At 75.3% G+C, this 13313-nt stretch carries 13 protein-coding genes; 7 read left to right on the top strand and 6 right to left on the bottom strand.

Annotated elements, in window-relative coordinates; genetic code table 11:
• Nucleotides 1-1674: a potassium-transporting ATPase subunit KdpA gene (kdpA, locus tag ACFVS0_RS12415; protein WP_430588144.1), complete on the bottom strand. Its 1674-nt coding sequence runs from the start codon at nt 1672-1674 to the stop codon at nt 1-3.
• Complete coding sequence (locus ACFVS0_RS12420) at nt 1674-1763, bottom strand: potassium-transporting ATPase subunit F (protein WP_430550882.1); 90 nt, start codon at nt 1761-1763, stop codon at nt 1674-1676. Before ACFVS0_RS12420 ends, kdpA begins: the two co-directional genes overlap by 1 nt.
• Nucleotides 1764-2068: 305 nt before the next feature.
• On the opposite strand from ACFVS0_RS12420, the gene ACFVS0_RS12425 reads away from it, so the two are divergent.
• Entirely contained in the window at nt 2069-2812 is a 744-nt protein-coding gene (locus tag ACFVS0_RS12425) for a class I SAM-dependent methyltransferase (protein WP_430585683.1), read from the top strand.
• 53 nt (nt 2813-2865) lie between these two features.
• Here the strand turns inward: ACFVS0_RS12425 and ACFVS0_RS12430 are convergent, their stop codons facing one another.
• Entirely contained in the window at nt 2866-3402 is a 537-nt protein-coding gene (locus tag ACFVS0_RS12430; protein WP_430550884.1) for a DUF4822 domain-containing protein, read from the bottom strand.
• Nucleotides 3403-3573: 171 nt separating this feature from the next.
• On the opposite strand from ACFVS0_RS12430, the gene ACFVS0_RS12435 reads away from it, so the two are divergent.
• Nucleotides 3574-4308, top strand: coding sequence for a hypothetical protein (locus ACFVS0_RS12435; protein ID WP_430562557.1), 735 nt, complete (start codon nt 3574-3576; stop codon nt 4306-4308).
• Between the two features lie 19 nt (nt 4309-4327).
• On the opposite strand, the gene ACFVS0_RS12440 is transcribed toward ACFVS0_RS12435, so the two are convergent.
• The gene (locus ACFVS0_RS12440) at nt 4328-6040 is read right to left on the bottom strand and encodes a carboxyltransferase domain-containing protein (RefSeq protein ID WP_430588145.1); all 1713 of its coding nucleotides are present in this window, start codon (nt 6038-6040) and stop codon (nt 4328-4330) included.
• Nucleotides 6041-6817, bottom strand: a complete 777-nt coding sequence (locus ACFVS0_RS12445) for a LamB/YcsF family protein (RefSeq protein WP_430588146.1) — start codon at nt 6815-6817, stop codon at nt 6041-6043.
• Between the two features lie 263 nt (nt 6818-7080).
• Between ACFVS0_RS12445 and ACFVS0_RS12450 the strand changes: the two genes are divergently transcribed.
• The 5 genes from ACFVS0_RS12450 (at nt 7081) to ACFVS0_RS12470 (ending at nt 12862) form a co-directional block, all read left to right on the top strand.
• Nucleotides 7081-9279, top strand: a complete 2199-nt coding sequence (locus ACFVS0_RS12450) for a PASTA domain-containing protein (protein WP_430588147.1) — start codon at nt 7081-7083, stop codon at nt 9277-9279.
• Nucleotides 9276-9845, top strand: a complete 570-nt coding sequence (locus ACFVS0_RS12455; RefSeq protein ID WP_430562553.1) for an aminoacyl-tRNA deacylase — start codon at nt 9276-9278, stop codon at nt 9843-9845. Before ACFVS0_RS12450 ends, ACFVS0_RS12455 begins: the two co-directional genes overlap by 4 nt.
• Before the next feature lie 121 nt (nt 9846-9966).
• A complete protein-coding gene (locus ACFVS0_RS12460; RefSeq protein WP_430588148.1) occupies nt 9967-10335 on the top strand; it encodes an STAS domain-containing protein in 369 nt (122 codons plus the stop codon).
• A gap of 4 nt (nt 10336-10339) precedes the next feature.
• The gene (locus tag ACFVS0_RS12465; protein ID WP_430588149.1) at nt 10340-11536 is read left to right on the top strand and encodes a winged helix DNA-binding domain-containing protein; all 1197 of its coding nucleotides are present in this window, start codon (nt 10340-10342) and stop codon (nt 11534-11536) included.
• A gap of 48 nt (nt 11537-11584) precedes the next feature.
• Nucleotides 11585-12862 carry an FAD-binding protein gene (locus ACFVS0_RS12470; RefSeq protein WP_430588150.1) on the top strand — a complete coding sequence of 426 codons (1278 nt, stop codon included), beginning with the start codon at nt 11585-11587 and terminating at the stop codon, nt 12860-12862.
• A gap of 13 nt (nt 12863-12875) precedes the next feature.
• On the opposite strand, the gene ACFVS0_RS12475 is transcribed toward ACFVS0_RS12470, so the two are convergent.
• Nucleotides 12876-13301 carry a hypothetical protein gene (locus ACFVS0_RS12475; RefSeq protein WP_430550893.1) on the bottom strand — a complete coding sequence of 142 codons (426 nt, stop codon included), beginning with the start codon at nt 13299-13301 and terminating at the stop codon, nt 12876-12878.
• Nucleotides 13302-13313: the final 12 nt, after the last annotated feature.

The following is a 13313-nucleotide window of genomic DNA, read 5'->3' on the forward strand; positions in this document are numbered from 1 at the left end:
TCAGACGAGCCCTTCCGCCAGGGGACCCAGCGCGAGAACGGGGAAGTAGGTGAGCGCGGTGAGGACGACGACGACCCCGACGAGCAGCCCGACGAACAGCGGGCGGTGCGTGGGCAGCGTCCCCGCGGTGGCGGGCACCTTGTCCTGCCGGGCCAGCGACCCGGCAAGGGCGAGCACGAGCACGATCGGCACGAAGCGCCCGAGCAGGATCGCGACGCCGAGCGCCGTGTTCAGCCACGGCGTGTTCGCCGTCAGGCCGGCGAAGGCCGAGCCGTTGTTGTTGGCGGCCGAGGTGAACGCGTACAGGACCTCGGACATGCCGTGCACGCCCGGGTTCCAGATCGACGTCGAGGTGACGCTCTCGCGCAGCGGCGGGATCGCGAAGCTCAGCGCGGTCCCCGCCAGCACGAGCGTGGGCGTGACGAGGATGTAGAGGCTCGCGAGCTTGATCTCGCGGGGCCCGATCTTCTTGCCCAGGTACTCGGGCGTGCGGCCCACCAGCAGCCCCGCCACGAAGACCGCGATGACGGCCAGCACGAGCATGCCGTAGAGCCCCGACCCGACGCCGCCGGGCGCGACCTCGCCGAGCATCATGTTGAGCATCGGGACCATGCCGCCCAGCGCGGTGAACGAGTCGTGCATCGCGTTGACGGCGCCGGTCGACGTCGTCGTGCTGGTCGTCGCGAAGAGCGTGGTCCCGACGATGCCGAACCGCGCCTCCTTGCCCTCCATCGCGCCGCCGGCGAGCTGCGGGGCGGTGCCGTTCCCGGCCGACTCGAGCGCCGTCAGCGCGGCGAACGAGGCCACGAAGATCACGCCCATCGCCGCGAGGATCGCGTACCCCTGCCGGAGGTCGCCCACCATCCGCCCGAACGTGCGGGGCAGCGAGAACGGGATCGCCAGCATGAGGAGGACCTCGACGAGGTTCGTCCACGCCGTCGGGTTCTCGAACGGGTGCGCCGAGTTCGCGTTGAAGAACCCGCCGCCGTTGGTGCCGAGCAGCTTGATGGCCTCCTGGGAGGCGACCGGGCCGCCCGGGATGCTCTGGGCCCCGCCGGCGACGGTCGTCACGTCGGTGAAGCCGGCGAAGTTCTGCACGACGCCGCCGACGATCAGCACCACCGCGCCCACCACCGAGATCGGCAGCAGGATGCGCAGGCAGCCTCGGACCAGGTCCACCCAGAAGTTGCCGATCGTGCCCGTGCGGCGGTGGGCGAACCCGCGCACCAGCGCCACGGCCACGGCCATGCCGACCGCCGCGGAGACGAAGTTCTGCACCGCCAGCCCGGCGAGCTGCACGGTGTACCCCAGCGTCTGCTCGGGGGAGTACGACTGCCAGTTCGTGTTCCCCACGAACGACGCGGCCGTGTTGAACGAGAGGTCCGGGGACGGCGCCGGCAGCCCCAGCGAGTACGGCAGCCACTGCTGCGTGCGCTGGAGCGCGTAGACGATCAGCAGCCCGACGACGGAGAACGGCAGCACGCTGCGCGCGTACGCCTGCCAGGTCTGGCCGGACCGCGGGTCGACGCCCAGGACTCTGTAGAGGCCCCGCTCGACGCGCCAGTCGCGGGGGGTGGTGTACACGGTCGCCATGTAGTCCCCGAAGGACCGGTGGACGGCGGCCAGGACGAGGGCGACGGTCCCGAGCGCGAGGACCGCCCCGACCCAGCCCATCAGAACCTCTCCGGCTTCACGAGGGCCACCACGAGGTAGACCAGCGCGGCCACGCCGAGCGCCGCGGCGAGGAGCTCGACGACGATCACAGCTTCTCCACCGCCTTCGCGATCCCGGCCACCAGCGCGAACAGGGCGATCACGCCCAGCACGTAGACGACGTCAAGCACCAGCACGTCCCCACTTCGAGTTCGACGGCCGGCCTCCGGAAGGGGGTCGGACCGGGCGCCCGTCCCGGGTGCCGACGTCGATGCAACACCTGCCGGAGGCGCCTGAGGCCCGTCCTCACGGGATCCATACGGCGCCCGGGCGCACCCTGACGGAAGCCCTACGGGCGAGGGCGCCGCCGCGGAAAAACGGGGCCGAGCGCCGGTCGGCCGTGGCAGGGTGCGCGCATGGACTCCGTCGACGACGACACCCGGGCCGCGTGGGCCATCGCCTCGCGCAAGTACACCGACGAGTACGACGACCACCTCGAGCTGGCGCGCACGGTCGAGCTGCTGCCCGTGGAGGTCGCCGTGCTGGGGGAGATCGTCCCCGGGGCCGACGTCGTGCACCCGATGAGCGGCAACGGCCTGGACGACGTGGCCCTCGCGCGCCTCGGGGCGCGGTCGGTGCACGGGCTGGACTACAGCCCGGCGCCGGTGGCGAGCGCGCAGCGCCGGGCCGACGAGCTGGGCCTGCCCTGCCGCTACACGCGCGCGACGCTCCCCGACAGCGGGCTCGACGACGGGTGCGCGGACCTCGTCTACACCGGCAAGGGCGCGCTCATCTGGGTCGCGGACCTGCCGGCGTTCCTCGCCGAGGTGCGCCGGCTGCTGCGGCCGGGCGGGTGGTTCTTCGTGTACGAGGCCCACCCGCTGGTGCCGCTGTGGGCATGGGACGAGGACGAGGCCCGGGTGCGCCCGGACCGGGGGTACTTCGAGGCGTCGCACGTCAACGACACGTTCCCCGGCCACGGCGCGGTGGAGCGGCAGCGCACGCTCGCCGAGACCGTCATGGACTGCCTCCGCGCGGGGTTCGAGATCGAGCACCTCGAGGAGCACCCCGAGCCCTTCTGGCGCCCCGACGGCATCGACGCCGCCGCCTGGGACGGCCGCGTCCCGAACGCGTTCAGCCTGCTCGCGCGGAGGCCGTGAGCACGACGCCGCGCCCGCCCCCCTGGTGGGCAGCGGGCGCGGCGGGGGGCGGTTCAGGAGGCCGCCGGCTCCTCGTGGTCGGTCGGGGTGTGGACGATGTCGTAGTAGACGTCCGCGTTCCCCTCCTCGGGGAACACCCGGTAGGTGAACTCCTCGTCGGTCAGGGTGACGATGTCGGAGTCGCGCTCGAACTGCACCTCGCCGGCGTCGTCCTTCGCGACGATGTGGCGGGTCGTGCCCTCCTCGTCGACGGTCCAGTCGCCCTGCATCTTCGGGCTGTCGTCCAGGTTGTACATCGTGAACGTGCCGTCGGCGTCGAAGTAGGCCCAGCCCACGAAGGTGCTGACGTTCTCGTCGTCGAGGGCGACGTCCTCGCCGTCGGCGTCGGTCGCGCCGGTGGTCTCCCACGCGGTCGACGCGAGCACGTCCGACGGCGTCTGCGCCTCGTCCGCCGTCGCGGCCTCGTCCGCCGCGACGGTGCCGGAGCCCGCCGCGTCGGCCTCGCCGGTGCTGCAGGCGGTGAGGGCACCCAGCGCGATCAGCGCCGAGAGGGCGATCGTGGCGGGCTTCGTCGACTTCGTGAGCTTCATGGGGGCTGTCCTTCTCTCGTGGCCGGGGCCGTGGTGCGCGTCCCGGGAGGTCGGTGCGTCGGATCCATCGTGGTTCCGGCCGCCGGCCGCCCACATCGCCTGGCGGGCTCGACGGAGATCAGCCGAACGGATGAGGCGGGAGCGCTCCGCCGGTCTGCCAGGATGTCGCCCGTGGTGAGCCATGTGGCGCGGTACCGGGCCGGGGAGCAGGACGACGTGTGGCGCGACCTGCGGGCCCTGGGCCTCCGGGTCTTCGACGAGCCGCACCGCGAGGACGCGCTCGCCGTGGCGCGCGAGATGGCGCTGCGCGCGCGACGCAACGTCGAGGTGCTGGTGGAGCGGCTGGAGGCGGACGGGTTCGCCGCCGCCTGCAACGACGACGACGCGACGCCCCGCCCTGCGCACGTGCCCCCGGGGCCCGACGCGGAGGCCCTGGCGGCCTGGATGGAGGAGGAGCTCGCGCCGTTCCCGATGACGGTCGCGGCCTGGGTGCGGCACGTCGGCGACGTGTGGCTCGTCGGGGACCACCCGCGGTGGCCCGAGAGCGTGCTGGCCGACCCGCTCGTCGTCGAGCTGGAGCACTCCACCCATGGCGGTGGCGCGCGCGGGTACTACGCGCAGGAGTGGAGCCGGTGGCGCGCCGACCCCGACCCGGTGCAGGCCTTCCAGGTCGACTTCGCCCCCGACGCGCTCCACAAGGCGAACATCAGCGGTGACGGCCCCTACGGGATCCTGCTGCCCGGCGAGGGCGTCGACGGCCGCGTGGGGCCGGCCCTCTGGTTCGTGGACGACCTCAACACCGCCTTCGCCGCCGGCGGCTTCCCGGAGGAGCTGCGCGACGAGGGCTACGTCGACCCGCCCGCCGGGCTCCGCGAGACGCTCGCCCGGGACCTCCTGCGGCTCTGAGGCCCGCAGCCGCGGGACCTCACCGGCGCGGGCGCGCAGGCACGAACCGCAGCAGCGCGCCCGGCGGCAGCTGGCCCAGCAGCCACAGGTGGGTCGACGCCACGGCCGCGATCACGGGGTAGCCGCCCGTGAGCGGGTGGTCGACGCCGAACAGCACCGGCAGGCCGTCCGGCGGCACCTGCAGCGCGCCCGTCACGCAGCCCTCGCTGGGCAGCTCGCGGGCCCGCGCGTCGGCCGTCCGGGTCAGGGGCGCGCCGTCCAGCCGGAGGCCCACCCGGTCCGAGCGGTCGGTCACCCGCCACTCCTGGTCGAGCAGCGTGGCGTGGTCCGCGAACCAGTCGTCGTGCGGGCCCCGCACGACGGGGAGCGTCGTGACCTCGCCCGGCGCGGGCAGCGTCGCCGGTTCCGGCGCCCCGACGTCGTCCACCGCCACCGCCGGGATCCCGTGCGCGGGCGTCCGGCCCCGCCCGACACCGACACCCGGGCCGGAGGCGCGCCCACCGCGCAGAGGGCTGCCCGGGGCGAGGGGGACGGGGCCCAGGTGGGCGAGGGTGTCGGTGGCGCGCGAGCCGAGCACGGGCCACGCGTCGATCCCGCCGCGGACGGCGACGTACGTGCGGTGACCGCGGGCGGGGGTGCCCAGCGCGAGCTCGTCGCCGTCGCGCAGGCGGAACGCCCGCGCCAGGGGTGCGCGGCGGGCGTCGTCCGGGTGGTCGCCGCGGTGCACGACGGCGCCCGCGTCCGCCCCGGCGAGCGCGACGACGACGTCGGCGCGGGCACGCAGCCGCAGCCCGCCGCCCACGGCCTCGACGGCGGACGCCCCGGCCGGGTTGCCCACCGCGCGGTTAGCGGCGCGCAGGCTGCGGGGGTCGGCCGCGCCCGACGCGGACACGCCGAGGTGCGCCAGCCCCGGGCGGCCGAGGTCCTGCACCAGCGCCAGCAGCCCCGGCGTCACGACCTCCAGCGCCGTGGCCGACGTCGGCGCGGCGGCCCCGGGTCGCGTCGGCGGTCCGGGCCGCCGCGCCGGGCCGGAGCTGCCCCCCTGGACCGGCCCGGCGCCCCGGACCGACTCGCGCACGGCGACGAACCGGACGCGGTCGCCGGGAGCCCACGGGGTGGGCGGGTCGCGGTCGGGGTCCCAGGTGACGATGTCCGTGCGCCCGACGAGCTGCCACCCGCCCGGGCTCGCGCGCGGGTAGACGCCCGAGTACGGGCCGGCGAGCGCCACGGAGCCGGCGGGCACCCGGGTGCGCGGCGACTCGCGCCGCGGCACGACGAGCCCGGCGTCGTCACCGGTCAGGTAGGCGAACCCCGGGGCGAAGCCGACGAACCCCACGACCCACGACGCCCCCGTGTGCCGCCGCACCACCTCCTCCGGGGCGCACCCGAGCAGCCGTGCGACGTCGGCCAGGTCCTCGCCGTCGTACACCGTGGGGATCTCGACGAGCCGCCCGCCGGCCGTCGACCCGGCCCCGTCCCCGGCCGTGCGACCGCCCGCGGACGCCCGCGCGCGCAGCTCGTCCGCGAGGCGTGCCGCGGGCAGCCGCCACGGGTCGAACGGGACCAGCAGCGTGCGCGCGCCGGGCACGGGCTGCCCGACGCCGGCGACGGGGTCGTCGCGCAGCGACGCGTCCAGCGCGAGCGCGTGCGCGAGGTCGTCCACCTCGACGAGCAGGGCGTCGTCGCGCACGGGCAGGACACGCACGGGCAGGACGCGCGCCGGCCCGCCCACTCAGGCTCCCGTCGTCGCCGGGGCGAACGGGGCGAGGGTGATGCCCGCGTCGTCGAACACCGCGCGGACCCGCCGCGCCATCGCGACCGCGCCCGGGGTGTCGCCGTGCACGCACACGGAGTCTGCGGGCACCCGCACCACGCTGCCGTCGACGGCCTCGACCACGCCCTCGGTGACGAGCCGCAGCATCCGCCGGGCCACGACGTCCGGGTCGTGCAGGACGGCGCCCGGCTCGCCGCGGGGCACCAGCGTGCCGGCGGGCGTGTAGGCGCGGTCGGCGAACGCCTCCGCGGCGGTGGGCAGGCCCGCGGCCTCGGCCGCGGCGAGGGAGAGCGTGCCCGGCAGCCCGAGCAGCACGAGGGCCGGGTCGACGGCGGCGACGGCGGCGGCGACGTCGTCCGCCACGCGCCGGTCCACGGCCGCTCGGTGGTACAGCGCGCCGTGCGGCTTCACGTAGGTGACGCGGGTGCCCTCGGCGGCGGCCAGGGCCTGCAGCGCGCCGATCTGGTAGACGACGTCGGCCCGCAGCTCGGCCGACGGGACGTCGATGTCGCGGCGGCCGAAGCCCGCGAGGTCGCGGTACCCGACGTGCGCCCCGACGGCCACGCCGCGGACGGCGGCCAGGGCGACCGTGCGCCGGATCGTGGCCGGGTCGCCGGCGTGGAAGCCGCACGCCACGTTGGCCGACGACACGACGTCGAGCATCGCCTCGTCGTCGCCCAGGGTCCAGCGGCCGAAGCCCTCGCCGAGGTCGCTGTTGAGATCGACGGTGGTCATGCGTCCAGTCTGCCGCGCGGCACCTCCTAGGGCGGGGCCGTATCACCGCGCCGGACGGTTGCTCCGGTCATGGTGTGCGGATGAGCGGTGCGTGAACTCTTGTCGCAGGGGTGGCAGGAGCGTGGAGCGTGACGCACAGTAAAGGGACGGTCCTGTCGCCCGTGTCACACGACGACCCCGGGGTGTGACAGGATCCGAGCGCTGAGCAGTGCCGATGGGGGAGGTTCGTCGTCGTGAGGTCTCCGAGGGACACCGGACGGGGCGTGCGTGTCGGCAGGTTGCTCGCGACGGCGACGGCGACGTGCGTGCTCGCGACGGGGTTCCTCGCGGCCCCCGTGGCCGGCCTCCCGTGGAACGACGGCCGCCTCCAGACCCTCGCCGCCGACCAGCACACCCCCGACGTCGGGGCCGGCAGCCCGGTGGGCGAGGGCGTCTCCGTGGGTGTGGTCGGGACGCCGACGTCGACCGGCCCGACGACGCTCCAGGAGGTGCTGGGCGTCCTCGAGCGTGCGGAGCTCGCCAGCCAGGACGCGGGCCGGAAGGTGACGCCCGCCGTGGACCAGGCCGCCGCCGAGCTCGGCATGCTGCTCAGCACGTACCTCGCGCAGCAGGCCGCCAGGTCGTCCGACCGCCCGTTCGCGGCCGCGGACGTCGAGGCGCCCTCGCCGGTGCTCCCGGCCCCAGCCACCGAGCCGGACGCGACCGAGCCGGACGCGACCGAGCCGGACGCGACCGAGCCGGAGGCGGTGGCCGTCGCACGCCAGGTCGCGATCGACCCCGCCGACGAGCCCTCCCCCCTGGCCACGGGGGAGCAGCCGGACGCCGAGCAGCCGGACGCCGAGCAGTCGGACGCCGAGCAGCCGGACGCCGAGCAGTCGGACGCCGAGCAGCCGGACGGGAAGCCGGCCGACGAGAGCGCGCACGACGGCGACGAGGTGACGTTCGACGACCTCGTCGTCGCCGCCACCCGCCTGGCGACGCTGCTGGACCCGGCGACCACGACGCTCGAGGCGGGCATCCTGCCGGCGGGGGCGGACGGCACGGTCGCCGCGCGCGCCACGCTGACGGCGAGCCTGCTCGAGGTCGTCGACCGCTACGGCCGGAGCACGGCGGGCTACGCCAACGGGCGCATCCCGACGTCGGCGCTGTGCCCGCTCGACTTCGCTCCCGGACACATGCTGCGCTGCGACGCCGCCGAGCAGCTCTCCGCGCTCAGCAAGGAGTACGAGAAGGAGTTCGGGGTGCCCATCCCGATGACCGACTCGTACCGCTCGCTGGAGCTCCAGATCCGCGTCAAGGCCACCAAGGGCTGGCTCGCGGCGACGCCGGGCACGTCGAACCACGGCTGGGGCCTCGCCGTCGACCTGGGCTACCCGATCTCCACCTTCACGTCCGCCGAGCACGCGTGGATGCGCGTGCACGCCCCGGACTACGGCTGGGACAACCCGTCGTGGGCGCGCCTCACGGGCTCGAAGCCCGAGCCGTGGCACTTCGAGTTCTTCGCCGCCGGCCCCGTGCCCGACCGGGCGTGGGAGTCCGACGACGTCGCGACCGGCGGCGGCCCGTCCCCCGCCGAGCGCGCGGACAAGGGCGCCGCGTCCGGCAAGGGCTCGAAGGCAGGGTCCACGGGCGGCTCGAAGGACGCGAAGGACACGTCCAAGGACAGGTCCAAGGACAAGGACAACGCTGCCGACGAGCCAGGGAAGTCGTCCGGCACCGACCCGAAGGGCTCGGGCAAGGGCAAGGGGTCCGACGACGGTGAGGGCTCCGGCAAGGGCGACGGCGGGTCGGGCTCCGGGTCGGAGACGCCCGCGAAGGTGAGCGTGCCGAACCTCGCCGGCGAGACGCTCGCCACGGCCGAGAAGAAGCTCAAGGCGCTCGGGCTCAAGGTGACGACGAAGGAGAAGCCGGACCCGAAGGCGCCCGAGGGCACGGTCGTCGAGACGCGGGGCGCGGGCACGAAGGTGTCGAAGGGCTCGACCGTCACTCTCGTGGTCTCGAGCGGCCCGCCGGCACCGGCCACGGTGAAGGTCCCGAACGTCACCGGGTGGACCGTCGCCGACGCGCGGGCGAAGCTCAAGGGCCTCGGGTTCGTGGTGGCCCTGGACCCGGCGGACGGCGTCGAGGACGGCGACCTGGTGGTCGCCACGAAGGGAGCGGGCAGCGCGGTGCCGAAGGGCTCGACCGTCGTCCTGTCCTGGGGCGACGCGGAGTCCGTCCCGGACGTCGCCGGGAAGTCGGTCGCCGACGCGCGGGCGGAGCTCGAGGCGCTCGGGTTCGACGTGAGCACCGACCCCGTGGAGGGTGTCGGGGACGACGACGTGGTCGCGAAGACCGTGGGCGCGGGGACGGTGGCGCTGACGGGCTCGACCGTCACGCTCGTGGTCACCGTCGACGGCTCCTCGAAGGACCCGGACGCCGAGGACACCGAGGAGTCCGCGGACGCGACGGACGCCGGGTGACGGTCGGGGAGCCCGCCGAGCCGCCCACCGAGACCCCCGGAGAGCGGCGGACGCGCGAGGCGCTGGAGGCGTCGGGGATCGCGTTCGACATCGTCCGGCACGGCCCGGTGCGCTCGCTCGCGGAGGCCGCGGCCGCGCGCGGCGTCACGCCGGCGCAGGTGGTGAAGACGATCGTCGTGCGCCGCGGGGACGGCGACTTCCTGTTCGTGCTGGTGCCGGGCGACCGCACCATCGCGTGGCCGCGGCTGCGGTCGCTGCTCGGGGTGTCGCGGCTGTCGATGCCGGACAAGGAGGTGGCGCGCGACGTCACCGGGTACGAGCGCGGCACCATCACGCCGTTCGGCTCGCTCACGGCCTGGCCGGTGGTCGCGGACTCGCGCATCCCGGAGGCGGGGCCGGTGTCGGTCGGGGGCGGTGGGCACGGGGTCTCCGCGACGGTCGACGGCGGTGAGCTGGTGCACGTCCTCGACGCCCGGGTCGCGGACGTCACCGACCTGGACGACCCTGGACCGGCGGGCCCCGCCCGCGCGGCGCCGGCCGGACCGGCGTCGACCCGCCAGGATTGAAAGGATGCTGGACGAATCCGCCTGACGGGGGAACACTCGACGCGGGCCGTTCGCTGTACAGAGAGGACGCAGACGGCGTCCCCAGGCCGCACGGCCCCACGCACGGGAGCATCACGACCACATGGACATCGACAGCAGCAGCGATCCGGGCCCGAGCTCGGGGATCGCGTCCCGTACCACCGACCAGGCGACGGTCCTCACCCTGTGGGGCGAGGTCGACGCGGCGCTGCGCGAGGCGGCGAGCGACGCCATGGCGGCGCTGGCGGCGCGGGGCAGCGCGCACCCCATCGTGCTGGACACCCGGGACGTCACGTTCATCGACTCGTCCGGGGTCGCGTTCATCCTGCAGGTGTACATGCTGGGCCAGGAGACCGGCACGTCCGTGAGCCTGTACCAACCGTCCGAGGCGGTCGCGGAGGTGCTGGACATGGTCGGCATGGGCGGCCGCATCCCCCTCGTGGAGGCGGCGCCCGCCGGCCGGGCCGGCTGAGCGGGTGGCCGCCCAGGTCGACAGCGGCGTCGACGAGAGCACCGTCCGGGCCGCGCGCCTCGCCGCCACCGGTCTGCGCGAGCAGCGCCTGCCCGACGCGCCCGCCGTCGTGGACGCGCTCCTCGCGGTGCAGGGGCAGGAGCTGCAGCCCGCGCTGTGGGGCCTCTCGCGGCGGGTGACGCCGTCCGCGCGCCCCGGCCGCGCCGCCCTCAACGCGGCGCTCGCCGACGGCGAGCTGCTGCGCACCCACCTGCTGCGCCCCACCTGGCACCTGGTGCGGCCGCGCGACGCGCGGTGGCTGCTCGAGCTCAGCGCGCCGCGCGTCGAGAGGCTGATGGCGTCGACCGAGCGGTCGTGGGACCTCGGCGACCTGGGCCCTGGTACGGACGCGGTCGCCGCCGCGGTCGCGGACGGGCCGCGCACGCGCGCGCAGATCAAGGCCGAGCTGGTCGCCCGTGGCGTGCTCGACCCCGACGCGCCCGGCCTCGCGTTCACCCAGATGCTCATGCACGCGGAGCTGCAGCGCCTCGTGATCAGCGGGCCGCCGCCCGTCGGCAAGGAGCTGCAGCACCAGTCGTACGCGACCTTCGACGACCGCGTGCCCGCCGGCTACGGCCCGCTGGGCGAGCGGTTCGACGCCGAGGCGGCCGTCGTCGAGCTGTGGCGCCGCTACCTGCCCGGCCGCGGCTTCGCGACCCTCAACGACCTGCGGCTGTGGGCCGACGTCACCGTCCGCGACCTCGCGCCGGCGCTCGCGGCGCTGACGGACGCGGGGGAGGTGGTCCAGGTGGCGGGCACGGGCGACCTCGACGGCCTGACCCTCGTCGCGACGGCCGCCACCGCCGCCCGGTGGGCCGGCGGGGCGCCCCCGGGCGACCAGGGGGCCGACCAGGGGGCCGACCCGGGGGCCGACCGGGCGGCCGAGGACGGTCCGGTCGCCGACCTGCTGCAGGCCTACGACGAGCTGTTGATGTCGTACCGCGAGACCCGGCACGTCGTGCTCGACCCGGCCCTGCCGCCGCAGGACCGCGCCGGGGCGTACGTGCACTCGGCGGCGGTGGACGGCGTCGTCGCCGGGCGCTGGCGCTGGCCGGCGGGCGTCGGGCAGCGCGTCGACGTGCAGTGGCTGCGCGACCCGGCCCCGGCCGAGCGGGCCGCGCTGGACTCCGCCGTCGCGGACCTCGACGCGTACCTGGACTGAACCTGGACCGGGCCGCCGCGCGCGCCGTCCGGATGGCAGGGTGGTGCCGTGCATCTCAACTGGGCCGGCAACCTCACGTACTCCGCACGCTCCGTCGTGCGCCCCGCGTCGCTGGAGGAGCTCGCCGACGTGCTCACCGCCGGCGGACCGGTGCGCGCGCTGGGGTCGCGCCACTCGTTCAACGACGTCGCCGACACGGACGGCGTGCACGTCCAGGTGGACGGGCTCGACGACGGCCGCCCCGCGGTGGAGCCGCTGACGCCCGACGACGGGGCCGAGGGCGACGTCGTGTCCGTGAACGCGGGCCTGCGCTACGGCGAGGTGTCCCGCGCCCTGCACGCCACCGGGCGCGCGCTGGGCAACCTGGCGTCCCTGCCGCACATCTCCGTGGCGGGCGCGGTCGCCACGGCCACGCACGGCTCCGGCGACACGAACCAGAGCCTCGCGAGCGCGGTCGAGGGCCTGGAGATCATGACGCCGGCCGGCGAGCTGCGGCGCATCACGCGCGCGAGCGACCCCGACGTCTTCCCCGGCACGGTCGTGTCGCTCGGGGCGCTGGGCGTCGTGACGCGCGTCGAGCTGCGGACGGTCCCGGCGTACCTGGTGCGGCAGGACGTCGCGGCGGAGGTCCCGTGGGACACGTTCGTCGCGAGCTTCGACGCGATCACGTCCGCCGCGTACTCGGTGAGCGCCTTCACCAGCTGGGACGAGCCGGCCGTGCGGCACGTGTGGTTCAAGTCCGTGGCCCGCGCCGACCGGCCCGAGGTGCGCGGGCTCGCCCCCGACTTCCTGCGCTGGTCGGACGTGCCGGTGCACCCGCTGCCGGGCGTGGACCCGTCGGCGTGCACGGAGCAGCTCGGCGTGGACGGGCCGTGGCACGAGCGGCTGAGCCACTTCCGCCTGGAGTTCACGCCGTCGGCCGGCGACGAGGTGCAGTCGGAGTACCTGCTGCCGCGCCGCAACGCGGCCGCCGCGATCGAGGCGATGCGCCGCCTCGGCCCGACGGTGGCGCCGCTGCTGCAGACCAGCGAGATCCGCACCGTCGCCGCCGACGACCTGTGGCTCAGCCCGTTCGACGAGCCCTCGGTGGGCTTCCACTTCACGTGGCTGCCGCGCGAGGACGAGGTGCGGGCCGTGCTGCCCGCCGTCGAGCAGGCGCTGGTGCCGCTGGGGGCCCGGCCGCACTGGGGCAAGGTCAGCACGCTCGACGCGCCGACGACGACGGCGATGTTCCCCCGGTTCGACGACTTCCGGCGCCTCGCCGCGCGGTTCGACCCCGAGGGCCGCCTGCACGGCGGGCTGGTGGGCCGCCTGCTCGCGTCCTGACCTGCCCGGCAGGTCAGTCGTCGTCGCGGTTCTCGCGGACCTTCTCCACGCCCTCCTTGAGGAGGAAGAGCGGCAGGACGAAGGCCGCGAGCATGCCCGCCAGCCACACGATGACCGGGCCGATGATCCAGCCGGCGACGCCGCCGACGTCGAGCCCGTCGGTGAAGACCACCGCCACGATGAGGGCGACGAAGGTCGAGAGCAGGCCGACGCCGCCGACGAGCGCGGGGGCGTTGTTCCGGGCTGCCTTGGTGAGGAACGGGGAGATGATCGCCTGCGCCACGGCGAAGATGACGATGGCGAGGATGAAGCCGAGCGGCTCCGACCAGTTGATGGAGAACGTCTGCAGGTCGAAGGCGGCGAAGATCCCTGCGGCGACGAGCACCCCTACCGTCGCCGCCAGCAGAAACACGGCCGTGCGGAGCAGGAACCTGATCATCTTCGGAGCATA

This window comes from Isoptericola sp. NPDC058082, from assembly GCF_042885055.1.
GTDB lineage: Bacteria > Actinomycetota > Actinomycetes > Actinomycetales > Cellulomonadaceae > Isoptericola.